This window comes from Micromonospora lupini (assembly GCF_026342015.1).
Classification (GTDB): domain Bacteria; phylum Actinomycetota; class Actinomycetes; order Mycobacteriales; family Micromonosporaceae; genus Micromonospora; species Micromonospora lupini_B.
In genome coordinates this window covers 897,057-922,887 of the sequence record NZ_JAPENL010000001.1, presented here as the reverse complement: position 1 = coordinate 922,887, position 25,831 = coordinate 897,057, and the positions used below count along the sequence as shown (strand labels likewise).

Here is a 25,831-nt window from a genome sequence, read left to right as displayed (position 1 = left end):
CGGCCCTCAGCTGACCAGCAGCAGCGCGCCGACCGCGGCGAGCGTGCCGGCGACGGCGAGCAGGGTGCTGGTCAGCACGAACCGTCGTACCGGCACCGCCACCCCGGCCGCCCGGCACCGTTCGAACCAGAGCAGGGTGGCGAGCGACGCCCACGGCGCGGCGAGTGGGCCGACGTTCGTGCCGATCAGCAGGGCCAGCAGGCGGGTGTGGTCGGCGCCGGGCAGCACCGCCTCACCGGCCAGGTAGGCCGGCAGGTTGTTCACCGCGTTGGCCAGCAGCGCCCCCGTGCCGCCGGCGCGCAGCGCGCCGGCCGCACCGCCGTCGGCGCCGACCAGGTCGGCGACCAGGTCGTCCAGCCCGTGCCGGCCGAGGGTCTGCACCACCAGGAACAGGCCGACGACGAAGAGCAGCAGCCGTACGGGCACCAACCCGGCCCGCAGCGTGGTGGGGGAGCGGACCACGAAGCCGAGCAGCACCAGCGCGAGCGCGACGCTTGAGGCGAGCCCGATCTCCACCCCGGCGAGGATGCCGGCGACGAAGAGTAGGCAGCCGGCGAGCGCGACGCGGTGCAGCACCGGGTCGGCCGGCACGTGTGGGGCCGGCGGGACGAAGCGTCCGCCGGCCGGTCGTTCCCGCCGCCACCAGCAGTACCAGAGCAGCACCATGGTCACCGTCACGGCGGCGAGCTGCGGCAGCGCCATCCGTTCGGCGTACGCCAGTGGCGTGAGCCCGACCCGGTCGGCGGCCAGCAGGTTCGTCAGGTTGGACACCGGCAGCAGCAGGCTTGCGGTGTTCGCCAGCCAGACCGTGGTGACCGCGAGCGGTCCGGCCGGGACGCGCAGGCCGCGGGCCAGCGCGAGCAGCACCGGGGTGAGCAGCACGGCAGTCGTGTCGAGGTTGAGCACGAGGGTGGTCACCGTGGCGAGGCCGCCGCAGAGCAGGAACAGCGCCGCCCAGCGGCCCCGGGAGGCGATGGCGAGCCGGCTGGCCAGCACGTCGAAGACGCCCGCCACGGCGGTCAGCTCGGCCAGCACGATCACGGTGCCGAGGAAGAGCAGCAGCGGCAGGATGCGGTGCAGGGTGGCAGTGGTCTCGGCGCGGGACAGTAGCCCGCTCAGCGCGCAGGCCGCACCGGCCACCGCGAGGACGACCGCCACCACGTCGAGCGGGTGGGGACGCCAGCGCGCGGTCGGTTCGGGCGGGGCCGGCGGCGTGCCGGCGGCAGACTTCACATCTGACCACGTTGGCACAGGGGCCGGCCGGCCGATCGCCAACCCCCGCTCAGGTGACCGGCCCCACCGTGGCGCCCCCCGATCGGGGCGGCGGGCCTGGTCCGGGCGGGCTGACGTGGCCGGGCCCGGCCCCTCGACGAGAGGCCGGGCCCGGGTCGCGCGGTCGGTGCTACCAGCTCAGGTAACCGGGCTGGGTCTGCACGTTCAGCTCGTTGAACCGGGTCAGGTTCGCCGTCCAGGTCCGCCAGTCGTTCAGCTCCAGGACGTCCAGGCCCTTCTGGATGTCGTTGGAGTAGATGTTGCCGTTGTAGTAGTACGTCGACCACGCGCCACCGGTGACGGGCTCGGTGGCGGAGAGCGGCCCCCGCTCCCAGTACGCGATCTCCTTGGGGTGGCGCGAGTCGGTGAAGTCCCAGACGGAGATGCCGCCCTGGTACCACGCCTGCACCATGATGTCCCGCCCGAGCACCGGGACCAGCGAGCCGTTGTGCGCCACGCAGTTCTCGGTCTCGGCGTTCGTGCGGGGGATCTTGTAGTAGCTGCGGAACGCAAGCGTCCGGGCGTCACCGCGACCGGTGATGTCGTAGATGGCGTCCGCTCCCCGGTTGGGGCCGACGGTCTCGTTGCAGGTGGCCGCCCCGCCGCCGCCCAGCTCGTCGGTGAAGACGACCTTGGTGCCGGCGTTGTTGAAGGTGGCCGAGTGCCAGAAGGCGAAGTTGACCGTGTCCCGGACCTGGGTGATCAGGCGAGGAGCTTCCCGGTTCTTGATGTCGAGCAGGATGCCGTCACCCATGCAGGCGCCCGCCGCGATGTCCTTCGCCGGGTACGCGGTGATGTCGTGGCAGCCGGTGGTCGCCGAGCCGGTCTCGCTGCCCGGGAAACCGCCGTCCGGGAAGAGGTTCGGCGTCGAGATGACGGCCGCCTCGGTCGGCTTCTTCACCGGCACCTTGACGATGGAGATGGAGTCGTGCGGCGGCTGGCAGTCGGGGAACTCGGCCCGCGGGCTGTACGACGAGACGTACAGGTAGACGTTCTTGCGGTCCTTGCCCGGCACCAGCGTGTGGGTGTGCGACCCGCAGGCGGTCTCCACGGACTTGATGTAGCGCGGGTTGGCCTTGTCACTGATGTCGAAGACCTTGATGCCCTCCCACGACTCCTTCACGGAGGCGGGCTGGGCGACGCTCGCGCACGAGTCGTCACTGCGCGACGAGTCGGTGGAGACGAACAGCAGGTTGCCGTAGACCGAGATGTCGTTCTGCGATCCCGGGCAGGACACCTGCGCGGTGATCTTGGGCGCGCTGGGCCGGGAGATGTCGTAGACGACGAACCCGTTGTAGTTGCCGGCGAAGGCGTACTTGCCCTGGAACGCCATGTCGCTGTTGAGCGCGGCTGTCGTGTCGAACGGCGCCTGCTTGGGGAGGTTGGCGATCTGCCGCAGGTTGGGGCTGCTGCGGATCTCGTCGACGCCCGGGATGTCGCTGGCGGCGGCCTGTGGTGCCGCCGCTGGTGCGGCCTCCTGGGCGCTGCTCGGCGTCGCCACGGCGACGCTTGTCAGCAGCAGACCTGTTGCGGCCAGGCTGACGATGCGGAGTTGTCGGAGCCGTGCGGTGGCCAGTCGGATCATCGGCGGCGCCCTTCGAAAGGGGGATGGCGATGGTCGGTACCTTACCGACCGTCGGAGATCATCGATGTGACCCGGGTCACATCCGCGTCGACTCGTCAATGGATAGGATCGCTGCGACCTCGACCTGAGGGGGGTGCGGCATGACCGTCCGACGTGGTCGGTTACTGGCCGTCGTCATAACGGCGGCCCTCATTGTGGTGCTGGCGGTGCTGGCTGTCCGCGCCACCGGCGACCCCGGCCGGCCGGCGGCCTCGACCCGCTCGGCGTCGCCCAGCCCGACGGCGGCCAGCCCGACCGGCCCGCCGCCCCCGCCGGTGCTCGTGCCGGGCCGCCCCGGCGAGCCGGCGGTCGCCCGGTCCGCCCAGGAGGTGCGCGACGACAGCCCGCCCCGCTACAACGGCCTGGACACCGTCTACGTCCAGATGATGATCCCGCACCACCAGCAGGCGTTGGAGATGAGCGCCCTCGCCCAGGAGCGGGCCGCCGATCCCCGGATCCGCGCCTACGCCGACCGGATCCGCGCCGGCCAGGGCCCGGAGATCAAGGTCCTGCGCGGCTGGCTCGCCACCCGCGGCCTGCCCGAGACGGCGCCCGGCCACGACCACGCCGGGATGCGGGGGATGCAGTCACCCGAGGCGATGAAGCGGCTGACCGCCGCCCGGGGCGTCGAGTTCGACAGGCTCTTCATCGCGATGATGACCGACCACCACCAGGGCGCGGTCACCATGGCCACCGACCTGCTGTCGGTAGGCGTCGATGCGACCCTCAACGAACTGGCCACCTCACTCGCCACCGAACAGGCCATCGAGATCGCCCGCCTGCGTGAGCTGACCCCGCCCTGACCCGCTGGCGGCCGGCCGCCACCAGCCACGACACGTACGCTTGGTGACCGTGAGACGCACGCTGTTCGGCCGCCCCCTGCGCGGCGTCGCCTTCGACGTGGCCGTCTCCGCCATGGTGGCGTTCGTCGGCCTCGCCTCGGCGGTGGCCCAGCCCGGCGGGTGGGCCGCCACAGGCGTCGGCGTGGGCATGGCGGTGGCGCTGCTGTTCCGCCGCACCCACCCGAGCGCCGTGACAGTCGTCGTCGCGGCGCTCGCCCTGGTCCAGGTGATCGCCAGGTGGGGTCCGCTCGCTTTCGACGTCGCCGCGCTCATCGCGCTCTACAGCGTCGTCAAGTACGGCAAACGCCTGCGCGACGGCGTGCTCGCCGGCGCGGTCGCCGCCGTGGGCGTGCTGCTCGCCGCCGCGCAGACCCCCGGCGTCATCAACTGGTGGGTGAGCGCGCTGTGGTACGCGCTCGTCACCGGCGCGGTCTGGCTCGTCGCGCTGAACGTCCGGACCCGCCGCCTCTACGTGCTCAGCCTGGAGGAGCGCGCCACCACCCTGGAGCGCGAGCGGGAGGCCGAGTCCCGGGCCGCCGTCGCCGAGGAGCGCACCCGCATCGCCCGGGAGCTGCACGACGTGGTGGCGCACAGCATGGCCGTGATGATCGTCCAGGCGGACGGGGCGCGGTTCATGCTCGACCGCGACCCCGAGCAGGCCCGCACCGCCGTGAAGGTGGTCGCCGACACCGGCCGCGCGGCCCTGGAGGAGATGCGCCGGCTGGTAGGCGTCCTGCGCGACGCCGGCCCCTCCGCCGGGTCGGTGGTGGCCGCCGACCCGGAGCACCGGCGGCTGGCCCTGGCCGAGCTGCCCGACCTGCTGGCCCGCTTCCGCGACGCCGGGCTGCGCGTCCACGACGCCGCCACCGGCGCGCAGCCGGCCCTGCCACCGGGCCTGGAACTGACCGTCTACCGCGTGGTGCAGGAGGCGCTCACCAACGCGCTCAAACACGCGGGCGTCGGGGCCACCGTCGACGTCACGCTGACGTACACCGCCGACACCGTCGTGGTCCGGGTCGTCGACGACGGCCGGGGCCGCCCGGCGGTCAGCCCGGCGCCGCCCGGCGGTCACGGTCTGCTCGGCATGCGCGAGAGGGTGGCGGTGTACGACGGCAGCCTCACCGCCGGCGCTCAGCCGACCGGGGGTTGGCAGGTCGAGGTCCAGCTACCGCTACCGTCGGAACCCGCAACGGAGGTGATCGCGGCATGACGGTCCGGGTGGTGATCGTGGACGACCAGGCGCTGGTGCGCGCCGGTTTCCGGATGGTGCTGAGTTCGCAGCCCGACCTGGAGGTGGTCGGGGAGGCCATCGACGGCGCGGACGCCCTGCGGGTGCTGGCCCGCACCGAGGCCGACGTGGTGGTGATGGACATCCGGATGCCGACAATGGACGGGGTGGAGGCGACCCGCCGGCTCTGCGCCGACCGACCGTCAGGTCCGCCCCGGGTGCTGGTGCTGACCACCTTCGACACCGAGGCGGACGCGTTCGCCGCGCTACAGGCCGGCGCCAGCGGCTTCCTGCTCAAGAACGTCCCGCCGGAGGAGCTGCTGGACGCGATCCGGGTGGTGGCGGCCGGCGACTCGGTGGTCGCCCCGTCGATCACGCGACGGCTGCTGGACCGCTTCGCCGGCCAGCTCGGCGCCGGCCCGACCGCCGACCCCCGGCTGGCCCAGCTCACCGAGCGGGAGCGGGAGGTGCTGCTGCTTGTCGCGCAGGGCCTGTCCAACGCCGAGATCGCCGCCAAGGCGCACGTGGCCGAGGCCACGGTGAAGACCCACGTCGGGCGGATCCTGGCGAAGCTGCACCTGCGCGACCGGGTCCAGGCGGTCGTGCTGGCGTACGAGAGCGGCCTGGTCACGCCCGGCCGGTGACCCGCCGTACGACCCGGGTCGTACGGCCGACGGATCTGGCGCTACCTGCGGCGTACACGTGTCGAGCGTGCAGGTGGAGATCAATCCCGGTGGACCGGCCATAGCGTCGGAGGGGTCCGATCCGCGCCTGCACCGGGAGCCCGCACATGATCCGATTGACCCTGCGCTCGCTGCGCGCCGAGGCGCTGCGCATGCTGCTCTCCGCGCTGGCCGTCGTGCTCGGCGTCGCGTTCATCGCCGGCACCCTGATCTTCGTCGACGGGATGCGCGCAGGCGCGTACGACCGGGCCGGCACGTTCGACAGGCACACCGACCTCGGCGTCTACCCCGGCGGCGGCAAGGCGCTGCCGGCGAGCCTTGTCGAGCGGGTCCGCGCCGTCGACGGCGTGGCCGCCGCGGCCGGGGAGCTGACCGCCACCGGCGGAGTTCTCGGCGCCGACGGCCGGCCGGTGCTCGGCTACGCCGTGCTCGCCGCCATCCCCACCGAAACGGCCCTGCGCTCGTACGACGTGGTGTCCGGCCACCTGCCCGACCGCGCGGGCGAGGTGGTGCTCGACGCGCCCACCGTGGCCGAGGAGGGTTTCACCCTCGGCGCCCCGGTCCAGATCGGCGGCACCGGCGGCGCGGCCCGCCCGTACACCCTGGTCGGCACCGTCGACGTGGCAGGCACCGTCCGCGACATCGGCGGACCGTTCATCGGCCTGGTCGGGCCGGACGCGATCACGGTCAGCGGCGTGCGCGGGTACGACCGGATCATGGTGGCGGCCCGGCCGGGCACCTCCGAGACGGTGCTTACCGACCGGCTGCACGCGGCCGTCGGTGGCGCCGACGCCACCGTGAAGGGCCGTCAGCAGATCCTCGACGAGGCCGTCGACGACGCGGTCCGAGACCTGAACCAGTTCATGATGCTGCTGCTCATCTTCGTCGGGGTCGCGGTGGTGGTGGCCGGCTTCGTGATCGCCAACACCTTCGCGATCGTGCTGGCGCAGCGCACCAGGCGCACCGCGCTGCTGCGCCTGGTGGGCGCCACCCGGGGGCAGGTCTTCCGGGCCGCCCTGCTGGAGTCCGCGCTCGTCGGGTTCGTCGCCTCCGTGCTGGGGGTGCTGCTCGGGGTGGCCCTCGCCGCCGGCATGCGGCTGCTGATGTCCCGGCTGGACGTGCCGTTCTCCGGTGGGCTTACCGTCGCCGGCTCGACGGTGCTGACCAGCCTGCTGCTCGGCACCGCGCTCACCGTGGCCGCCGCCCTGCTGCCGGCCTGGCGGGGGACCCGGATCGCCCCGGTGGCCGCGCTCACCGACGCGGCGGTGCAGCCCAGTCGGGGCGCCGGTCGGCTACGCCTGATCGTCGGCGCGGTGGTGCTCGGCGCCGGCGTCGCGGCCCTCGCCGGCGCGGCCAGCGCCGGTCAGGTGCTGCTCGTGGCCGTCGGCGGCGTGCTGGCGTTCTTCGGGATCGTGCTGTTCGGGCCGGTGCTCGTTCCGGCGCTGGTCCGGGTGATCGGGTGGCCGGCCCGCCTGCTGTTCGGCATGACAGTCGGCCTGGCGGTGGCCAACGCGGTCCGCAATCCGCGCCGGATCGCCGCCACGGCGACCGCCCTGGTGATCGGGATCGGACTGGTGTCGGCGTTCGTGGTAGGCGCGCGCAGCACCAAGGACGGCATCGAACGCAGCGTCGACGCCGAGATCGGAACGGACTTCGTGGTCAGCGGCATCGGTCAGAACCTGCCCGCCGCGCTCGCCGGGGAGTTGGCCGCGCGGCCCGAGCTGGGTGTGGTGCACGAGCAGCGAAGCACCGTCACCGGCGACATCGAGGTCCGAGCCGCCCACCCGGCGCTTGTCGGTCGGACGCTTACCGCGGTGCTCGCCGGCGACGTCGGACGGCTCGGGCCGGGGCAGGTCCTGGTGCACCGGGAGCTGGCGCGGGCGCGCGACTGGCAGGTCGGCTCCCCGGTCACCATCGCGGGGCGGCAGTTCCGGGTGGCGGCGGTGGTCGCCGACGACGCGCCGGCAATGGTCGCCACCTCGGCGCCCGAGGGGCACGTCATCGACCTGGACGACGCCGACTTCACCGCGCTCTTCCCCCGCGAGCGGGGCTTCCTGGCCGAGATCGACCCCGCCGACGGCGTCAGCGCCGAACAGGCCCGCGCCGCGATCGAGGCCGTGCTCGCCCGCTATCCGACGGTGAACCTGATGGACCAGGGCGCGTACAAGAAGATGCTCACCGGCACTGTCGACATGCTGCTGGCCTTCGTCACCGCGCTGCTCGGCCTGGCCGTGGTGATCGCCCTGGTCGGCGTGGCGAACACGCTGAGCCTGTCGGTCGTCGAGCGCACCCGGGAGAACGCGGTGCTGCGGGCGGTCGGTCTGACCCGGGCCCGGATGCGGGCCATGCTCGCGGTCGAGGCGATCCTGATGGCGCTCGTCGGCGCGGTGCTCGGCATCGGGCTGGGCACCGGCGTCAGCGCCGCGGCGATGGCCCTGCTGGCCCGCCTCGGTGGGGACTTCCACGTGGTGCTGCCGCTCGGCCAGCTCGGGCTGATCCTCGGCGTGGCCGTGCTGGCAGCCCTGGTCGCCTCGGTGCTGCCGGCCCGCCGGGCATTGTCGCGGCCCGTCGTCGAGGCGCTCGCCGAAACGTGATCCCGGGCCTGCGGCTCTCGGACGGACATCCGCCGGCCGGTCCCGCCGTCTACCCCGGCGGCGGGACCGGCCAGCGGTGCCGGGTCTAGAGGCGCTCCACCATCTCGCCGACGCACCGGTTGCGGGTGTCGAAGACGTAGCGGGCGTGCCGGACCACCAGGTCGTAGTCGAAGCTGTCGTGGTCGGTGACCACCACCACCGCGTCCGCGGCCCGCACCTCCCGCTCGGTGAGCCCGACGACTGTCACCCCGGCGGGGATCTGGTGGGCCTCCGCGTACGGTTCGACCGCGTGGACCTCGGCGCCGAGGGCCTGCAACCGGCGGGCCACGTCGACGGCGGGGGAGTCCCGCATGTCGCCCGTGTTCTTCTTGTACGCGAGCCCGAGCAGCAGCAGTCGGGCGCCGCTCACCGCCCGGCCGGCCCGGTTCAGGCCCGCCATGATCCGCTGCGCCACGTGCTCGGGCATCTCGTGGTTGATGTCGTTGGCCAGCTCGATGAACCGGAACTGCCTGCCGAGACGCCGTTTGACCTGCCAGGACAGGTAGCACGGGTCGATCGGCAGGCAGTGCCCGCCGACGCCGGGGCCGGGCCGGAACGGCAGGAACCCGAACGGCTTGGTCTCGGCGGCGTCGATCGCCTGCCAGACGTCGATGTCCAGGTGGTGCGAGAGCATCGTCAGCTCGTTGATCAGCGCGATGTTGACCTGGCGGAACGTGTTCTCGATCAGCTTGGTCAGCTCGGCGACCCTCGTGGAGTCCACCGCGACTGTGCGCTCCACGAGGCGCTGGTAGAACCCCTGCACCCGGGCCAGCGACACCGAGTCGACACCGGACACCACCTTCGGGGTGTTCTCCAGTCGCCAGGTCGGGTTCCCCGGGTCGATCCGCTCCGGGCTGTAGCCGAGGTGGAAGTCACCGGGGCTGGTCAGTCCGCTGGCCAACTCCAGCAGCGGTCGGAGCAGCTCCTCAGTCGTCCCCGGATAGGTGGTCGACTCCAGGATCACCGTGCTTTCCGGCCGCACGTACGGGCCGATGCCGACGCCTGCCTGCTCGACGAAGCTCAGGTCCGGGGTGCCGTCGCGCAGCGGGGTGGGCACGGTGATGACGCAGATGTCGAAACCCTCGGCGTCGGTGTACTCCGTGCTGGGGCGGTACCGACCGCTGCCCAGCGCGCGGCCCAGCCGGTCGGTGGGGATGTCCTCCACGAAGGACTCACCGGACGCGAGCCGCTTCACCCGGTCGGCGTCGACGTCGAGGCCGACGACGTCCAGGCCCGCCTCGACGGCGCGCATGGCCAGCGGCAGTCCGACGTACCCCTGGCCGATCACGACCAGCTTCTCAGCGCTCACCCGGGCTCCCACGGCAGATGGTGAAATGACCTGCTGAGAGCCTAGAGGGGTCTTCGGCGGCGTAAGTCCGTTTTGGGGATATCGGTGCTGGTGGGGCCGACGGGTCAGCCGCCCACCGGGTCCTCCGGAACCGTCGGCGGCGACGTCGTGGGGGGCGGATCGGTCGGGGGCGGGTCGGTCTTCGGCGGGTCGGTCTTCGGCGGGTCACTTGGCGGCGGCGCGGTGGTGGCGCTCGGCGACGCCGACGGCGGGCTGGACGACTGGGAGGGCTGCACGCTCGGCGTGACGCTTGCCGACGCCGACACGGTGGCGTCCGGGACTGTCGGCCGGTTGGGGCGCTGTGGGTCGTCGGTGACCTGCTCGTTCGCTGCCGGCAGCTCCGGCTGCCCGGTCGGCCCCTGCGTCGCGGAGGTCGTCGGCAGGTTGACGGCCGGCTCCTCGTCGCCTGTGTTGCGCGCCGCGCCCAGTGCCGCCCCCAGGCCGATCAGGGCGACAAGCATCGCGGCCGCCGCGCCGACAAGTGGCCCGCGACGTCGTTGCCGTCCGCCGTCCGCCGTGCCCGCCACCGCCGCGCCGGCCGGCACGTCGGTGCGGGTGCCCGGCCCGGCCTCCCGCAGCGGGACCGACGCCGCCGTCGCCATCGCCGTGGGCGGCTCGCCGCCGGTGACCGCGGTGCGGGCGGCCTCGGCCATCGCCGAGCCGCTGGTGAAGCGGTCCAGCGGATCCTTCGCGAGGGCCCGCGACACCAGGGCGCGGACCGCCTCCGGGATGTCGTGCGGCATCTCCGGCGGCTCGTCGTCCAGGTGCCGGATGGCGACCTGGAGCGGGTTGTCCCCGGTGAACGGCGGACCGCCGGTGAGGCAGCAGTACGCGACCGCGCCGAGCGCGTAGATGTCGGTGGCGCCGCTGACCGGACGACCGGCGGCCTGCTCCGGCGCCATGTAGAGAGCGGTGCCGGGCACCGCGTTGGTGCTGGTGATGCTCGTCACGTTCGTGGACCTGGCGACACCGAAATCGACCAGGACGACAGTGCCGTCCTCCTGGACCAGCAGGTTGCTCGGCTTGACGTCGCGGTGCACGATGCCGCCGCGGTGCGCCGCGCTCAGGGCGTGCGCCGCCTGGGCCACGATCGACATCGTCTCGGCCACGTCGAGCCGACCGGCCGCCTCGATCCGCTTGGACAGCGGCTCACCCTCGACGAACTCCATGACCAGGTAGTCCGCCCGACCGCCGTCGGGCAGGTCGTCCTCGCCGCAGTCGTACACCTGCACGATGCCGGGGTGCCGCAGAGCTGCCATGATCCGTGCCTCGGCCCGGAAACGGGCGATGAAGTCCGGGTCGGAGACCAGCGCCGGCAGCAGGACCTTGACCGCGACCTGTCGGCCGAGGACCAGGTCCGAGGCACGCCAGACGTCGCCCATGCCGCCGGTGGCGACACGTTCGTCCAGGCGGTACCGCCCGCTGAGCACGACCTCCGATGACAACACAGCATTACCGTACCCAGAGTGGCCGGCATCGGCGCGTCGCGGTTGATCCGCCAGGTGGTCGCCTCGGGCGGTCCGTCCGGTCTGACCTGTGTGGACGCGGCCCGATCTGTGACGGATTGACGACGGCGCGTGACAAAACCCGACACATCCCGGCGTACGCTTGCCGGATCGTCGCCGCGGGCCGTCTCCCGGCCCGGGGAGCGTCGGGTGGTTCACACCTGTTACGGCGGCACGCCGGACGGACGGCTTGATAATTGTCACTCTTCCGTGACGCGATCCCGACTTGTCGCTCCGAGGGTCCCCTCCTACCGTTAGCCCGGCTCGGGGCCGCCCGGCGGACCGTGCGTCGCGAGCCCTCGCGCCGGCGCGGACGCCCCGGCCGGCCCGGACGCGGGCGCGAAGCGGATTCGGTGGAGGCGGTGCGAGTGCGGGAGCCGGTGGGGGCGACGGTTCGCGCGCGGACGTCGTCGGCGCGGCACGTCGTACCGGGCCGCCGCCGTGGGCGACCCGTGGGCCGCGGATGACCGGCGAACTGTCCGAGGCGGTCACCGCCGCGCAGGCCGGTGACGAGGACGCCTTCCGCTTCCTCTACCGCAGTCTCCAGCCGGGTCTGCTGCGCTACCTGACCGCCCTGGTCGGCGCGGACGCCGAGGACGTCGCGTCGGAGACCTGGTTGCAGATCTCCCGCGACCTGCCCCACTTCACCGGCGGTGAGTTCCGCGCCTGGACGGTCACCATCGCCCGTAACCGGGCCATGGACCATCTGCGCCGGCTGCGTCGACGACCGTCGCTGCCGGTCCCCGTGCAGGCGCTCACCGAGTTGGCAGGCGACGGCGACACCGCCGAGCGGGCCGGCGAGACGATAAGCACCGAGGCGGCCCTGGCGTTGATCGCCACGCTGCCGCCGCGTGAGGCTGAGGCCGTCCTGCTGCGGGCCGTGATCGGGTTGGACGCGGAGTCGGCCGGTCGGGTGCTGGGGCGTCGGGCCGGAGCCGTCCGGACCGCCGCCCACCGTGGGCTGCGGCGGCTGGCCACCCTCCTGGACCGGCAGACGGCGACCGCGCCGCCATCCGACGGCACCGTCCCGACCCGGGCGCCGGGCGTCCCGGGCCCGGTGTCCGCGCCGAGCACGCGGCCCGAGCCAGTGTCTGCGCCCGGCGTTCCGGGCCCGGTGTCCGCGCCGACCACGCGGCCCGAGCCTGTGTCTGCGCCCGGCGTTCCGGGCCCGGTGTCCGCGCCGACCACGCCGGCCATGCGGCCTGCGCCGATGCCGACCACGCTGCCCGCGCCTGCGCCCGGCGCGCAGGGCCCGGTGTCCGCGCCGACTCCGCAGGACGCGACCCCGGCGCCGACCCTCGGCGCCGACGGCGTCGCACCGTCGGTCGGCGCCGACGTGGTCCCGCCACCTCGCGGGCGGACCGGCCGATCCCGGCGGACGTCACACGCCGAGCAGGCGGATGGCTGACGTGAGGGGATTCCGGATGAACCCGTACCGGCCGGACCGGCAGGCCGGCCGTGCCGAGACCGAACGGCTGCTCGACGCCGCCCGCATCGACGTGCCCGCCGACCCCGAGGTGACCCTCGACCTCGACGCGGCCGAGCGGCCCAGCGCGTCGGCCGCCGCGCAGGCGTCGGAGGCCGACCCGTTGGCGCGGCTGCTCGCCGCCGCAGCCGGTCCGGCCCGGCCGGGGGAGCTGGCGGGCGAGGAGGCCGCCCTGGCCGCGTTCCGGGCCGCCCGGGTCGCCGCCCCGGAGCCCTCCGTGGCCCGACGACCGCGCCGCCGCCGGCTCACCACCGGCGCGTTGGCCTGGATCGGCGCGCTGGCCGCCACGGCCACCGCGGGCGCCGCGTTCGCCGCGGCCGGCCTGGACCTGGCACCCGACCCGGTGCCGCCGGCGCCGAGCAGCGCGCCGAGCAGCGCGCCACCGACCGCCGGTCATCCCGCGGCGACCACGTCGGCTGCGCCGAGCCGGTCGACGCCGTCTGGCCCGCCCTCCTCGGCGGGCACTCCGTCAGTCGGTCCGACGCCGAACGGTCAGGTGCACGGACTGTGCCGCGCCTGGCTGGCCAAGAAGCCTGAGCAGCGGGAGAAGGCGCTGCGCACGCCGGCCTTCCAGCGGCTGGTGACGGCCGCCGGTGGCGTCGCCGCCGTCGAGGCGTACTGCCAGCGACTGGTGCCCGACGCGAAGCCGTCGGCTTCGCCGCCACCGTCCCCGACGACGCCGTCCGCTCCGGCGCGGCCCCCTTCCCCCGGCGAACCGTCCGCGGCGCCGACGCCGCCCGGATCGGCGCGGGTCAAGCCCTCCCACCCGGCCGGGCCGGCAGCGAACTGAGCGTCCGTACGGCGCGGTTCGTTCTGGCCTGCACTGGGAAATTCGTCTGTTAGACAGAGGTTGGTGGCACCGGCGACGCCGCCGGGAGTGTCGGTGGGTGGGTTTACGGTGGCACAGTGTTCCGGACCTGGCGCACGACGAAGGAGGCTGCACCGATGGTGACGTCGCCCGAGCTGGATCGCAGCGCGATCCTGCGGGAGTCCGCCGCCGCAGGCAGACATCTCGCCCGCATCTGCTTCAAGACCGGCCCCCCGACATACACAGGCGTCGAACTGGAATGGACCGTGCACGACGCCGCCGATCCTGCCCGACCGGTCGACCCGGTGCGGCTGCGGGCGGCGCTGGGGCGTCACAGCCCCGTCACACTGGACCCGACGAGCCCCGCCGAGCCGCTGCGACACGGCGGCACGGTGACCCTCGAACCGGGCGGCCAGCTGGAGATCTCCACCCCGCCGCGCTCCTCGGCCGGTGCGCTGATCCAGGCCACTGAGGCCGACATCGCCCAGGTCACCGGCCTGCTTAACGCCGCCGGGCTGACCCTCGGCCGCAGCGGAATCGACCCACACCGTCGGCCCCGCCCGGTGGTGGACACCCCTCGCTACCGCGCCATGCGCCGGGCCTTCGACAGGCGGGGCCCGGCCGGCCGCACGATGATGTACAGCACCGCCGGCCTGCAGGTCTGCCTCGACATCGGCGAGCCGGACCAGGTCGGGGCGCGCTGGGCAGCGGCCCACGCGGTGGGGCCGCCGTTGCTCGCGGCGTTCGCCTCGGCCGGCCGGCACGCCGGGCGGCGCACCGGTTGGGCGTCCGCGCGGATGGCCGCCTGGCTGGCCATCGACCCGGCCCGCACCCGCCCGGTGTGGGTGCCCGGCAACGCCAACGAGGACCCGACGGCCACCTGGATCCGGTACGTGCTCGCCGCGCCGCTGCTCTGCCTGCGCCGACGCGGCCCGGACTGGGCTCCGCCGCCGGGTGTCACCTTCGCCGACTGGCTGGACGGCGCGCTGCCCCGCCCGCCCACCACCGACGATCTCGACTACCACGTCAGCACCCTCTTTCCACCGGTGCGGCCGCGCGGCTACCTGGAACTGCGCTATCTGGACGCCCAGCCCGACCGGGACTGGCGTCTCCCGCTGGCGGTGCTGAGCGCGCTGTTCACCGACGCGGGCACCGTGCGCGCGGCGTACACGATCGGCGCGCCGGTGGCGCACCGCTGGTCGGCCGCCGCCCGGCACGGCCTGTCCGACCCGACGCTGGCCGCCGCCGCGGCCGCGCTGCTCGACCTGGCCCTGGCCGCACTGCCCCGCCTGGAGCTGCCGGCCGGCACCCACGACGACATCCAACGAGGCGTACGACGGCGGCTGGCTGCCGCACAGAGGGGAGACCGGTGAGCGCGAGGAGTGAGCCGGGGTTGCGAGCCCCGCAGTCGCGAGCGGAGGGCGGACCGGTGAGCGCGAGGAGTGAGCCGGGGTTGCGAGCCCCGCAGTCGCGAGCGGAGGGCGGACCGGTGAGCGCGAGGAGTGAGCCGGGGTTGCGAGCCCCGCAGTCGCGAGCGGAGGGCGGACCGGTGAGGGGCGAGGCGGTGGGTGTGCGCATGACGGACCATCCGGAGGGTGAGCGGTTGCGGGGGCGGATCGCGGAGGAGTTGGCGCGCGCCCGGTCCCGCACGGCCCTGTTGACCGAGACGGTCGACGAGGACGACCTGATGCGCCAGCACTCTCCGTTGATGTCGCCGTTGGTGTGGGATCTGGCGCACGTCGGCAATCAGGAGGAGCTGTGGCTGGTCCGCGACGTGGGTGGTCGTGAGCCGGTCCGCTGCGACATCGACGAGCTGTATGACGCGTTCAAGCAGCCCCGCCGCGACCGGCCCGCGCTGCCGCTGTTGCCACCGGCGGAGGCGCGTGCCTATCTGGGCACGGTCCGGGACAAGGTGCACGACCTGCTGGACGCCGTGAGTTTCACCGACCGGCCGTTGGTCGCTGACGGGTTCGCCTTCGGCATGATCGTGCAGCACGAGCAGCAGCACGACGAGACGATGCTCGCGACCCACCAGCTGCGTGCGGGTGCGGCGGTCCTGCACGCCCCGCCGCCTCCCGAGCCGGCCGTGCGGGTCGGCGGCGAGGTGCTGGTGCCGGCCGGGGAGTTCACGATGGGCACCGACACCGATCCGTGGGCCCTGGACAACGAACGTCCCGCGCACCGTGTCGACCTGCCCGCGTACGTCATCGACGCCGCGCCGGTGACCAACGGCGCGTACGAGGCGTTCATCGCCGACGGCGGCTACGCGGACCGGCGTTGGTGGAGCGCGGCGGGCTGGGAGCACCGGGTCCGGGAGCAGCTCGTCGCGCCGATGCACTGGCGCCGGGACGGCGACGGTTGGGCGTACCGGCGTTTCGGCCGGTGGGATCCGGTGCGCGCCGACGAGCCGGTGGTGCACGTGTGTTTCCACGAGGCGCAGGCGTACGCCGCGTGGGCCGGCAAGCGTCTGCCGACCGAGGCGGAGTGGGAGAAGGCCGCCCGGTGGGACCCGGCGACCGGGCGGTCGCGCCGTTACCCGTGGGGCGACGGGGACCCGACCGAGGCGCACGCCAACCTCGACCAGCGTCACCTGCGGCCGGCGCCGGTGGGCGCGTACCCGGCCGGTGCGTCGCCGCTGGGCGTGCACCAGTTGATCGGGGACGTCTGGGAGTGGACGTCGACCACGTTCCGCGGACATCCCGGCTTCACCGCGTTCCCGTACCGCGAATACTCGGAGGTCTTCTTCGGCGAGGACCACCGGGTGCTGCGCGGCGGCTCGTTCGGCACGGACCGGTCGGCCTGCCGGGGGACGTTCCGCAACTGGGACTATCCGATCCGGCGGCAGATCTTCAGCGGCTTCCGCTGCGCCCGCGACGCCGGCCCGGACGAGTCGCGCCGGTGACGCCCGACGGGGCCGGTGCGGCGGCGGCCGGACTGCGCTGATGTGCCGTCATCTGGCCTATCTGGGACCGCCGGTCACGCTTGCCGAGTTGCTCTTCGAGCCGGCGCACGCGCTCGTACGCCAGTCCTGGGCGCCACGCGACATGCGCGGCGGCGGCACGATCAACGCCGACGGGTTCGGCGTCGGCTGGTATCCGGACGACGGCGATCCGGTGCGCTACCGGCGTGCCCAACCGATCTGGAGTGACCCGACGATCGCCGAGCTGGCGGCGGTGACCCGCGCCGGCGCGGTGCTGGCCGCGGTTCGTTCGGCGACCGTCGGGATGGTGGTGCTCGACGGCGCGGCCGCGCCGTTCGGCGAGGGGCGGTGGCTGTTCAGCCACAACGGTGTGGTCCGGGGTTGGCCGGACGCGGTGGTGCCGCTCGCCGCCGGCCTGCCGGTGCGTGACCTGCTGACCCTGGACGCGGCCACCGACTCGGCGCTGCTGTGGGCGCTGGTGCGGCACCGGCTGCGCGCCGGCGACGACCCGGCGGAGGCGGTGGCCGCGACGGTGGCCGAGGTCGCCGCGGCCGCCCCGGGGTCGCGGCTGAACGTGCTGCTCACCGACGGGCGGCGGGTGGTGGCCACCACGTTCGGCCACGCGCTGTCGGTGCGTGCGGCGGCGGGCTCGGTGCTGCTGGCGTCCGAGCCGCACGACGACGACCCCGGGTGGCGGCCGGTGCCGGAGGGGCACCTGGTCACGGCCACCGTGGACGAGGTGCGGATGAGGCCACTGCCGACCCGGTGAGCCGCACCGGTCGGGCAACGCGAGGTGTGTGACGGAGCAGAGAGGCAGGACCGATGACCGCGGAACCGTTGGAGATCTACCTTGAGCCGCAGGACCTGGAGCATGGTCTGCGTCAGGACGTCCGCGCCGGGTTGACCGCCGAGGCGAAGTGGCTGCCGCCGAAGTGGTTCTACGACTCGCGGGGCAGCGAGCTGTTCGAGGAGATCACCCGGCTGCCCGAGTACTACCCGACCCGGGCGGAGCGGGCGGTGCTGGCCGAGCATGCTCCGGACGTGGCGTCGCTGACCGGGGCCAAGACCCTGATCGAGTTGGGCTCCGGCTCGTCGGAGAAGACCCGGTTGCTGCTGGACGCGTTCACCCGTCGGGGCGGCCTGGGCACGTTCGTGCCGCTGGACGTGTCGGTCAGTGCCCTGCTGGGGTCGACCGCGCAGATCGCCGCCGACTATCCGGGCCTGCGGGTCCGGGGCATCGTGGGGGACTTCACCCGCCAGCTCGACCGGCTGCCGACCGGCGGTGGGCGGTTGGTGGTGTTCCTGGGCGGCACGATCGGCAACCTGCTGCCGGCCGAGCGGGCCGACTTCCTGGCGGCGATGCGGGCTGCGCTGGAGGTGGGTGACTGGCTGCTGCTCGGCACCGACCTGGTGAAGGACCCGTCGGTGATCGTGCCCGCGTACGACGACGCGGCGGGGGTCACGGCCGAGTTCAACCGCAACGTGCTGTACGTGATCAACCGGGAGTTGGGCGCCGACTTCGACCCGGAGGCGTTCGCGCACGTCGCCCGCTGGGATCCGGACCACGAGTGGATCGAGATGCGGCTGCGGGCGACGCGGCCGATGCGGGTCCGGGTGCTGGACCTGACGGTCCAGTTCGCCGCGGGGGAGGAGCTGCGCACGGAGGTGTCGGCGAAGTTCCGCCCGGAGGGGGTGGCCGCCGAGCTGCGCGACGCCGGCTTCGCGGCGGCACACTTCTGGACCGACCCGCACGGGCTCTTCGGAGTGACGTTGGCCCGGGCCGGGTGAGGCTGTTCACCCACGACGTCCGGCCCGGTCGGTGATCGGTTAGGCTTGTCGCGCGAAGGGGAGTAGCCCTCAATGTCGTGGTCGACATACTGGTGCGTTCCGCACCCGGCCACGCGGCCCCGGTCTCCGGGGCGGGCGAGACCTTCGACTCAGGCTGTTGCAGCCGGGTCGAGGGCGCCCCCGTACCTCCTCCCGGCGTGAACGGGAAGGATGTCATGGAGGGATTCCTCGCCGCGCTGATCGTCAGCTTCGGTGTCATTTTCGTGGCCGAGCTGGGAGACAAGTCCCAGTTGATGGCGCTGACGTTCGCCACGCGGTTCAAACCGCTTCCGGTGCTGATCGGCATCACCGCCGCCACGGCGGTGGTGCACCTGGCGTCGGTAGCCATCGGTTCGGGTCTCGGCGCCGTGCTGCCCACCGAGTGGATCTCCCTGGTGGCCGGTGTGGCGTTCCTCGGCTTCGGCGCGTGGACCCTGCGCGGTGACGCGCTCACCGAGGAGGAGAAGCGCAAGGCCGAGAAGACCAGCAAGAGAGCGATCGTCGCGGTGTCGGTGGCGTTCTTCCTGGCCGAGCTGGGCGACAAGACGATGCTCGCGACGATCACCCTGGCCACCAAGTACGGCTGGTTCGGCACCTGGCTCGGCTCCACCGTCGGCATGGTGGCCGCGGACGCGTTGGCCATCCTGGTCGGCCGGATGCTCGGCCGCCGCCTGCCGGAGAAGACCATCAAGTACGGCGCCGCGGTGCTCTTCGCCATCAGTGGCCTCTGGCTGATCCTGGAGGCCGTCAACGAGCTGACCTGAGCACCGACTAGCTGCCCCGTTGGCGGGTAACGGCTCCGGGTGGAGCCGGCGGAGCTGCTGCGCCACGGCGACGAGGTGCTGGTCGCCGTGGTGGAGGTGGCCGGGGCCCTGGTGATCTTCGTGGGCGCCCTGTGGGCGGCGGTGCGGTTCGCGGTCGAGGGGCTGCGGCACCGCACCGCCGCCGTCTTCACGCCGATCCGACTGTCCCTGGGCCGGTTTCTGACGCTCGGTCTGGAGTTCCAGCTGGCGGCCGACGTCCTGCGCACGGCGGTGTCACCGTCGTTCACCCAGATCGGCCAGCTGGCGGCGATCGCCACGATCCGGACGGCGCTCAACTACTTCCTGGGCCGGGAGATCCGGCAGGAGCAGCGGCAGGTCACCGACGGGCAGCGGCGGCCGTGATCGGTGCGCTTGTCGACGTGGTGACGGCCCTGGCTCTGGTCGCCGGCGTGGTCACCGCCCTGTGCACCGGCGCCGTCCGGGTCGCCGTCCGGGTGCTGTTGGACCTGCTCACGGCGGCGGGCCTGCTCCGCCTCGCCGGAGATCCGCACTGGGGTGGCCTGGCCACCACGGCGGCGATCGTCGCGCTGCGCCAACTGCTCGCGGCGGCGTTGAGTCTCCCTCCGCCGTGGTCGCGCCGACAATCTCCGCCACGCTGCGCCGAGGACGATCACCACCTACCGTGGGCGGTAGCAGCGAAACAGGAAAAAGCGGGAGGATAACCACATGGGCCGGCACGACGAACCCAACGAGTACGGCTATGCCGGTGGCGCGACCGCTCCCGAGCCAGAGCCCGGCGGCAAGCCCGACGAGCAGGACCTCGCGGAGGAGGTGGCGGTGCCCGGCGACGATCTCACCGCGCCCGCGACCGACGCGCTGGCCGACGAGACCGAGGAGCGTCGGCCCAGCGAGCGCCGCCGCTGACGCGTCACGCACTCCGGCGGTCGCCCCGTGCGGGCGGCCGCCCGCGCCGGCCGGTTTACGGCCGGCGCGCTCGCTGTCCGTGACCGCCAGTTTCTGCCGGCCGCAGCCAGGTGTGGGTTGACCATCGCGGAGCACAGCCGGCACGCGGGCGCTGGCGGTGGCGCTCGGAATGGCGCAGCCGGCGGTTACCGTCGGTGACCTCCGTGGGCGCGGATTCTGTCGTGAGCGGTATACCTCAGAGTCATATTCATACCTCTGAGGTATACCGCTCAACCGAACAGCACGGCGGGCAGCCAGCCACAGCGGATGGCAGTGCCCTTCGCCGCAACCCAGCCCCATTGTGAGTGAGGACGCAGGTCGTCGACCACGAACTCGCGCCCGAGGCCAGCTCCGCCCTGAAGAAGGGCCGTCGGCGGCCCGGGAGCCGAGGCGCGGGTCGAGGTGCCACCGATTGGTCCTGGACTTTTCCCGGATGTCGCCGCTGCCGAATGGCCCCTTGCCGGGTTGGTCATGCGGGCGCACTTGTTCGCCCCCGAAACTACGTAACTCCGGACATAAGCCCTATGAACGGCTTTAATGGTTTCACGAGTTGGCAGACGACCTTGGGGGTTTTCGTGAAGTTCTTTGGCGTAACCGGACCCGCACGGAGGCACTCCTGATGGACCTGCTCCGCCAATTGCGGCACGTGCGTCGGCACTGGTGGGTCGTGCTGGTCACGGTCATGGTGACCCTGGGCGTCTCGGCGTTCCTGACCGTACGGGCCCAGCCCCGGTACGTCGCTTCGGTGACCTTCTTCGTCACCACCCCCAACCAGGGCGTCACCGACGCCTACCAGGGTGGACTGTTCCTTCAGCAGCGGGTCAAGTCGTACGCCGACCTGCTCAGCAGCGACCGCCTCGCGCAGAGCGTGGTGGCCGACACCCCGGTCGGGCTCACCGCGGACGAGGTTCAGCACCGGGTGACCACCTCCACGGAGACGGGCACGGTCCTGCTGCGCGCCTCCGTCACCGACACCGACCAGGCTCGGGCGCTGCGGGTGACCGAGACCCTCGCCACGAAATTCGTCGAACTCGTCCAGAAGGTAGAGACGCCACCCGAGGGCAAGGCGCCGATCAAGATCGAGGTGGTGAGCGGCCCCCGGGTCAGCGCCAGCCCCGTCTCGCCGCAACCGACGCGCAACCTCATGCTCGGCGGTCTTATCGGTCTGGTGCTCGGCGTCGGCCTGGCGATCCTGCGCGGTGTCGCCGACATCCGCCTGCGAGACGCCGCCGGCCTGCAACGCGCCACCGGCAGCCCGCTGCTCGGCGACATTCCCTTCGAGAGCAGCGCCCGCACCGCGCCGTTGATCATCGGTGAGGCCGCGAGTTCGGCCCGTGCCGAGGCGATCCGCAAGCTGCGGACCAACCTGCGCTTCGTGGACGTGCACGAGCCGGCCCGCGTCATCGCCGTGACCAGCGCCCTGCAGGGCGAGGGCAAGACGACGCTCTCCTGCAACCTGGCCATCGCGCTTGCCGAGGCGGGCTGGCGGGTGCTGCTTGTCGACGCGGACCTGCGTCGCCCGAAGGTCGACGAGTACCTGGGCCTGGACGCGGGCGTCGGTCTCACCGACGTGCTTGTCGGCGACGTGCAGGTCGGTGACGTGGTGCAGCGCTGGGGCGACAAGTCCCTGCTGGTGCTGCCCAGCGGCTCCGCCCCGCCGAACCCGAGTGAACTGCTCGGCTCCAAGGCGATGGCGGACCTGCTGCTCGCGCTACGCGAGTCGGCGGACATCGTGATCATCGATACCGCGCCGCTGCTCGCGGTGACCGACGGCGTCGTGGTGGCCGTGCAGGCCGACGGCGCGCTGCTGGTGACTCAGCAGGGCCGCACGTCGCGGGCCCAGGCGGCCGCAGCGGCCCGCGCGCTGCACTCGGTCTCGGTGCGGTTGCTCGGTTGCGTGCTGAACATGGCCAAGGTGGCCAAGGCCGAGGCGTACCAGTACGAGGCATACCGGGTGGTCGCCTCGCAGGCCACGCCCTCGGTGCCCACCGATCGGGCCACCGCCGCCAGGCACAGCGAGGGCGCCGGGGTCAACGGCGTCAGCGACCGCACCCAGGAACTCAGCCGGTTGCCCCGATGAGCGCGGCGAGGGGTCGTAGCGAACGTTCGATCTCCTCAGCGCAGCGACGGAAGTCGGCGATCGTTCCACCGATCGGGTCCCGCAGGTCGTCCGCGTCCGGGGCGGCGGGTTGCAACCGCCCCCGGGCGTCGGCGGCGGCGGCGATGGCGGCGGTCAGCGGGTCGTCGAGCGACTCGGCGGGCGGCTCGGCCGCCGCCGCCAGTCGGCCGAACTGGCGCAGGGTGAACGTCCGGTGCAGCGCGCCGGGTGCCAGCGCGGTGCAGACCGAACGCTGCCGCCGCGTCGCGGTCAGCACGAGCGTCGCTTCGGCAAGGTATTCGGGTCGCAGCGTCCGGCTGGCGAACGCCGCCGGGTCGCCGCCGCCCTCGGCCGCGACCTCCGCGGCGTACGGGTGCATCGCCATCCCGTCCAGCGCGTCGGTGCCGGCGCTGGACACCAGCACAGGCCGGTCGGCCAGCAGCCGGCGGGCCAGGAACTCGGCCATCGGCGAGCGACACAGGTTGGCGTGGCAGACGAACAACACGCGGTCGGCCATCGGGAGCCCTCTCGTGGGTGCGGACAGGGGTCGCCACACCGCGAGGGCGGTGCGTCAACGCCGGTGGCCGCGCGGGGAGGGGTTGACGGCATCGTACGCGGGCCGATCGCCCGCCGGACGCGGTGCCGCGCCGGCCGGGCCCGATCCGTGGTCGTCGGCGGTGCCCCGGTGAAGATCGGCATCCTGTCGTACCACTTCCCACCCGAGCCCGCCTTCATCCCCGGCAGCCTCGCCGAGGAGCTGGCCGCCCGCGGGCACGACGTCCGCGTGCTCACCGGTTTCCCGGACTACCCCGGCGGCCACGTCTATCCGGGGTGGCGACAGCGCTGGAACCACGAGACGCACAGTCAACGGCTGGCGGTCCGGCGGGTGCCGCGCTACTCCGGCGGGGCCAGCTCCACGGGCGCGCGAGTGGCCAGCTACCTGTCGTTCGCCGGCAGCGTGTCGCTTGCGGCACGTCGGTTCCTCGGCGACGTGGACGCGCTCTACGTCTTCCAGCTCCCGGCCACCACGTTCGCCACCGCCGCGGTGTTCCGGCTGCTTCCGAAGGTGCCGGCCGTGCTGCACGTACAGGATGTCTGGGCACGCGACGGCGCGGACGCGGCAGGCGACGGCCGCTGGTCGGCACGGATGGGCGCGGCGATGACCCGCATCTACCGGACGGCCGCGCGGGTCGCGGTGGCCGCGCCGTCGATGCGGGATCTGGTGGTCGCCGCCGGGGCCGACCCGGCCCGGGTCCAGCTGGTGCTGAACTGGACCGACGAGCGCATCTTCTATCCGGCGACGCCCGGCGCTGCGGCCCGGCAGATGGTCCGCCGGGATCGTCGGTGCGTGGTCATGCACGCCGGGACGATCGGCGCACGCCAGGGGCTGGAGACGGCGGTACGGGCCGCGGCCGCGCTGGACCGCACCATGGACCTGGTCCTGGTCGGGTCGGGCGCGGACGAGCGACGGGTGCGAGGGCTCGCCGCCGACCTGAAGGCGGAGAACGTCCGCTTCCTTGAGCGGCGGTCACCTGTCGACATGCCCGAGCTGTACGCCGCCGCCGACTACCAGCTGATCATGCTGCGCGACCTGCCGGAACTTCGCGGCATGGTGCCCGGCAAGTTGCAGGCCGCGCTCTCCTGCGCCGCACCTGTGGTGGCGTCGGCCGGTGGGGACACCGCCGAGCTGGTCGAGCGCGCCCGAGCCGGGCTGTCCTGCCCGCCGGAGGACTGGGCCGCGCTGGCCGACCGGTTCTGGTTGGCCGCCACCATCCCGCCGCCAGCGCGTACCGAGATGGGCCGCCGGGGTCGACAGACGTACCTGCGGGAGATGTCGTTGCCGGCCGGGGTGGACCGGATCGAGTGGCTGCTGCACGAGGCCGCCGGCCGGAATCCGCAGTCGGTGGGGGAGCTGCGAGAAAACCTCGCGTAAAGGACGAGAAACGCCATAACGGTACGATATTCCCTGAGACGTGCTAAGAACGTCAGGGAATCCGATGGACTGTCCGGTTCCGCTTAACGGGAGTGTGGGTGTGACGGAGAGCGAACGGCCGCATCGACGGCGAAGCCGATCCCGGCGTCGCCGGCGGGCCCGACTGCGACGGGCCCTGCTCGGCGCTCTGGTCGTCGGATCGCTGCTGCTGGCCGCCGGGGGATGGGTCGGTTTCCGCGGTTGGCAGGCGCGCGCCCACCTGCTCAACGCCGCCGGCCTGGCCCGTGAACTGAGCGCGCAGGTGGTCGGCGGCGACACCGATCGGGCCCTGCGGACCCTGTCCGCCCTGCAGGAGCAGTCCGGCGCCGCCCGGGCCGCCACCTCCGACCCGAGTTGGAAGCTCGGTCGGCGTACCCCGGTCGCCGGCGACGACCTCGACGCGGTCCGGCAGATCGCCGTGGCCATCGACGACCTGGCCCGGCGGGCGTTTCCGTCCCTGCTGCGGACGGACCTGACCAGCCTGGTGCCGGCCGAGGGCCGGCTGGACCTGGCCCGACTCACATCGGTCTCCGCCGAGCTGACCCGGGTGAACGACGCGGTGCAGGGCACCCGCCGGGACCTGGGCGCCGTACCCGCCGACCGGCTGGTCAGCCAGGTCCGCCAGGCGTTGACCGACCTGCGCGGTGAGATCGACCGACTGGCCAGCCTCACCGCGGCGGCGGACCAGGGCGCTCGGCTTCTGCCGCCGCTGCTCGGCGCGAATGGCCCGCGACGCTATTTGCTCGTCTCGCAGAACCTCGCCGAGCTGCGCGCCACCGGCGGCATGTTCGGCGCGTACGCGATGATCGAGGCGGAGAACGGTCGGGTCCGGATGGGCCAGCAGGGCAGCAGCGCCTCCCTCGGCCGGTTCACGCCGGCGCTGAAGCTGCCCGCCGAGACCCGGGCGGTCTGGACCGACCTGCCGGGCATCTATCCCGCCGACGTCAACCTCACTCCGCACTTCCCGACCGCCGCTTCGCTGTACCGCGAGATGTTCCGGCGCAAGACCGGGACCACTGTCGACGGCGTGCTCGCCGTCGACCCGGTGGTGCTGTCCTACCTGCTCAAGGCGACCGGGCCGGTGCTGGTGCCCGGTGGTGTGCCGCTGGCCAGCGAAAAGGTCGTGCAGACGCTGCTCAACGAGACCTACCAGAGGCTGGACACCGCTCAGCAGGACGAATATTTCGCAACCTCCGCCGCCGCGGTGTTTGACGCCTTCTTCAAGAAGAATGTCAACCCGAGAGTGTTGTTGTCCGCATTTGACCGTGCTATCACGGAACGCCGGATATTGTTCTGGAGTGCTCGACCGGAAGAACAGCGGACGTTCGGTGACAGCCGGATGGCCGGGACGCTCCCGGAACAGGACACCGTGCCGACGGTCGGCGTGTTTCTCAACGACGGCAGCGGCGCGAAGCTCGGCTACTACCTGCGGCCGACGGCGAGCCTCACGGTCGGCGAATGCCTACCCGACGGCCGCCGCGAGCTCCGGCTGCGGGTGACCCTGCGCTCGACAGCGCCGACGTCCGGCCTCAGCAAGTCGGTCCTCGGCCTCGGCCTGGCCGGTGATCCGTACACCGTTCGCACTCTGGTGTCGATCTTCAGCCCGGCCGGCGGCGCTGTCGTTGAGGCCCGGCTAGACGGGGCCGAAACGGCACTTGGCAGCGGCACCGAACGCCGCCGCCAGGTGGCGACGGCAAACGTCGACATCGGCCCCGGCGCCGAGAGAGCGCTGGACGTCACCGTCCTGACGGCCAAGACCGGCGTCGGGCAGGCCGAGCTGTGGCTGACCCCCACCGCCAGCCCATGGACCACCCAAGTTCATTCCGCACCAAGCTGTGACCAGTAGGAGGGAACCAAT

The 25,831-nt window shown here is 73.0% G+C and carries 22 protein-coding genes; 17 read left to right on the top strand and 5 right to left on the bottom strand.

Going from position 1 to position 25,831, the window contains the following annotated elements:
* Nucleotides 1-6: 6 nt before the first annotated feature.
* Together OOJ91_RS04290 and OOJ91_RS04285 are read right to left on the bottom strand one after the other, a co-directional pair.
* A complete protein-coding gene (locus tag OOJ91_RS04290) occupies nucleotides 7-1,233 on the bottom strand; it encodes an SLC13 family permease (RefSeq protein WP_266242707.1) in 1,227 nt (408 codons plus the stop codon).
* 169 nt (nucleotides 1,234-1,402) lie between these two features.
* On the bottom strand, nucleotides 1,403-2,857 hold the full coding sequence (locus OOJ91_RS04285) for an LVIVD repeat-containing protein (RefSeq protein ID WP_266242706.1): 1,455 nt from the start codon (nucleotides 2,855-2,857) through the stop codon (nucleotides 1,403-1,405).
* Between the two features lie 140 nt (nucleotides 2,858-2,997).
* On the opposite strand from OOJ91_RS04285, the gene OOJ91_RS04280 reads away from it, so the two are divergent.
* The 4 genes from OOJ91_RS04280 (at nucleotide 2,998) to OOJ91_RS04265 (ending at nucleotide 8,243) form a co-directional block, all read left to right on the top strand.
* Nucleotides 2,998-3,699 carry a DUF305 domain-containing protein gene (locus OOJ91_RS04280; RefSeq protein WP_266242703.1) on the top strand — a complete coding sequence of 234 codons (702 nt, stop codon included), beginning with the start codon at nucleotides 2,998-3,000 and terminating at the stop codon, nucleotides 3,697-3,699.
* A gap of 43 nt (nucleotides 3,700-3,742) precedes the next feature.
* Complete coding sequence (locus tag OOJ91_RS04275) at nucleotides 3,743-4,948, top strand: sensor histidine kinase (RefSeq protein ID WP_266242701.1); 1,206 nt, start codon at nucleotides 3,743-3,745, stop codon at nucleotides 4,946-4,948.
* Complete coding sequence (locus tag OOJ91_RS04270; protein WP_266242699.1) at nucleotides 4,945-5,610, top strand: response regulator; 666 nt, start codon at nucleotides 4,945-4,947, stop codon at nucleotides 5,608-5,610. Before OOJ91_RS04275 ends, OOJ91_RS04270 begins: the two co-directional genes overlap by 4 nt.
* Nucleotides 5,611-5,756: 146 nt before the next feature.
* The gene (locus tag OOJ91_RS04265) at nucleotides 5,757-8,243 is read left to right on the top strand and encodes an ABC transporter permease (protein WP_266242697.1); all 2,487 of its coding nucleotides are present in this window, start codon (nucleotides 5,757-5,759) and stop codon (nucleotides 8,241-8,243) included.
* Between the two features lie 85 nt (nucleotides 8,244-8,328).
* Here OOJ91_RS04265 and OOJ91_RS04260 read toward each other — a convergent pair whose 3' ends face one another.
* Both OOJ91_RS04260 and OOJ91_RS04255 read right to left on the bottom strand, forming a co-directional pair.
* Complete coding sequence (locus OOJ91_RS04260; RefSeq protein WP_266242695.1) at nucleotides 8,329-9,591, bottom strand: nucleotide sugar dehydrogenase; 1,263 nt, start codon at nucleotides 9,589-9,591, stop codon at nucleotides 8,329-8,331.
* Between the two features lie 104 nt (nucleotides 9,592-9,695).
* Nucleotides 9,696-11,078, bottom strand: coding sequence for a serine/threonine-protein kinase (locus OOJ91_RS04255; protein ID WP_266242692.1), 1,383 nt, complete (start codon nucleotides 11,076-11,078; stop codon nucleotides 9,696-9,698).
* A 520-nt stretch (nucleotides 11,079-11,598) separates the two neighbouring features.
* On the opposite strand from OOJ91_RS04255, the gene OOJ91_RS34545 reads away from it, so the two are divergent.
* The 11 genes from OOJ91_RS34545 (at nucleotide 11,599) to OOJ91_RS04200 (ending at nucleotide 21,983) form a co-directional block, all read left to right on the top strand.
* Nucleotides 11,599-12,543, top strand: a complete 945-nt coding sequence (locus OOJ91_RS34545) for a sigma-70 family RNA polymerase sigma factor (RefSeq protein WP_439117018.1) — start codon at nucleotides 11,599-11,601, stop codon at nucleotides 12,541-12,543.
* Nucleotides 12,536-13,411: a hypothetical protein gene (locus OOJ91_RS04245; RefSeq protein WP_266242691.1), complete on the top strand. Its 876-nt coding sequence runs from the start codon at nucleotides 12,536-12,538 to the stop codon at nucleotides 13,409-13,411. The genes OOJ91_RS34545 and OOJ91_RS04245 overlap by 8 nt, the downstream gene beginning before the upstream one ends.
* Nucleotides 13,412-13,566: 155 nt before the next feature.
* Nucleotides 13,567-14,802 (top strand): ergothioneine biosynthesis glutamate--cysteine ligase EgtA, encoded by a 1,236-nt coding sequence (gene egtA / locus OOJ91_RS04240; protein ID WP_266242690.1) that lies wholly within the window; start codon nucleotides 13,567-13,569, stop codon nucleotides 14,800-14,802.
* Between the two features lie 203 nt (nucleotides 14,803-15,005).
* A complete protein-coding gene (gene egtB / locus OOJ91_RS04235) occupies nucleotides 15,006-16,331 on the top strand; it encodes an ergothioneine biosynthesis protein EgtB (RefSeq protein ID WP_266242687.1) in 1,326 nt (441 codons plus the stop codon).
* A gap of 40 nt (nucleotides 16,332-16,371) precedes the next feature.
* A complete protein-coding gene (gene egtC / locus OOJ91_RS04230) occupies nucleotides 16,372-17,118 on the top strand; it encodes an ergothioneine biosynthesis protein EgtC (RefSeq protein WP_266242684.1) in 747 nt (248 codons plus the stop codon).
* Nucleotides 17,119-17,171: 53 nt separating this feature from the next.
* Nucleotides 17,172-18,137, top strand: coding sequence for an L-histidine N(alpha)-methyltransferase (gene egtD, locus OOJ91_RS04225; RefSeq protein ID WP_266242681.1), 966 nt, complete (start codon nucleotides 17,172-17,174; stop codon nucleotides 18,135-18,137).
* A 215-nt stretch (nucleotides 18,138-18,352) separates the two neighbouring features.
* Nucleotides 18,353-18,940 carry a TMEM165/GDT1 family protein gene (locus OOJ91_RS04220; RefSeq protein ID WP_266242678.1) on the top strand — a complete coding sequence of 196 codons (588 nt, stop codon included), beginning with the start codon at nucleotides 18,353-18,355 and terminating at the stop codon, nucleotides 18,938-18,940.
* A gap of 39 nt (nucleotides 18,941-18,979) precedes the next feature.
* Nucleotides 18,980-19,342, top strand: coding sequence for a DUF1622 domain-containing protein (locus OOJ91_RS04215; protein WP_266242677.1), 363 nt, complete (start codon nucleotides 18,980-18,982; stop codon nucleotides 19,340-19,342).
* A complete protein-coding gene (locus OOJ91_RS04210; protein WP_266242676.1) occupies nucleotides 19,339-19,662 on the top strand; it encodes a hypothetical protein in 324 nt (107 codons plus the stop codon). Before OOJ91_RS04215 ends, OOJ91_RS04210 begins: the two co-directional genes overlap by 4 nt.
* Nucleotides 19,663-19,666: 4 nt before the next feature.
* Nucleotides 19,667-19,864 (top strand): hypothetical protein, encoded by a 198-nt coding sequence (locus OOJ91_RS04205; protein ID WP_266242674.1) that lies wholly within the window; start codon nucleotides 19,667-19,669, stop codon nucleotides 19,862-19,864.
* A 658-nt stretch (nucleotides 19,865-20,522) separates the two neighbouring features.
* On the top strand, nucleotides 20,523-21,983 hold the full coding sequence (locus OOJ91_RS04200; RefSeq protein ID WP_266242672.1) for a polysaccharide biosynthesis tyrosine autokinase: 1,461 nt from the start codon (nucleotides 20,523-20,525) through the stop codon (nucleotides 21,981-21,983).
* Here the strand turns inward: OOJ91_RS04200 and OOJ91_RS04195 are convergent.
* Nucleotides 21,964-22,518, bottom strand: coding sequence for an arsenate reductase/protein-tyrosine-phosphatase family protein (locus OOJ91_RS04195; protein ID WP_266242670.1), 555 nt, complete (start codon nucleotides 22,516-22,518; stop codon nucleotides 21,964-21,966). The two genes, OOJ91_RS04200 and OOJ91_RS04195, sit on opposite strands and share 20 nt — an antisense overlap.
* Nucleotides 22,519-22,686: 168 nt before the next feature.
* Here OOJ91_RS04195 and OOJ91_RS04190 point away from each other — a divergent pair, with 168 nt between their 5' ends.
* Nucleotides 22,687-23,934 carry a glycosyltransferase family 4 protein gene (locus tag OOJ91_RS04190; protein ID WP_266242668.1) on the top strand — a complete coding sequence of 416 codons (1,248 nt, stop codon included), beginning with the start codon at nucleotides 22,687-22,689 and terminating at the stop codon, nucleotides 23,932-23,934.
* 100 nt (nucleotides 23,935-24,034) lie between these two features.
* Nucleotides 24,035-25,819 carry a DUF4012 domain-containing protein gene (locus OOJ91_RS04185; protein ID WP_266242666.1) on the top strand — a complete coding sequence of 595 codons (1,785 nt, stop codon included), beginning with the start codon at nucleotides 24,035-24,037 and terminating at the stop codon, nucleotides 25,817-25,819.
* Nucleotides 25,820-25,831 lie beyond the last annotated feature (12 nt).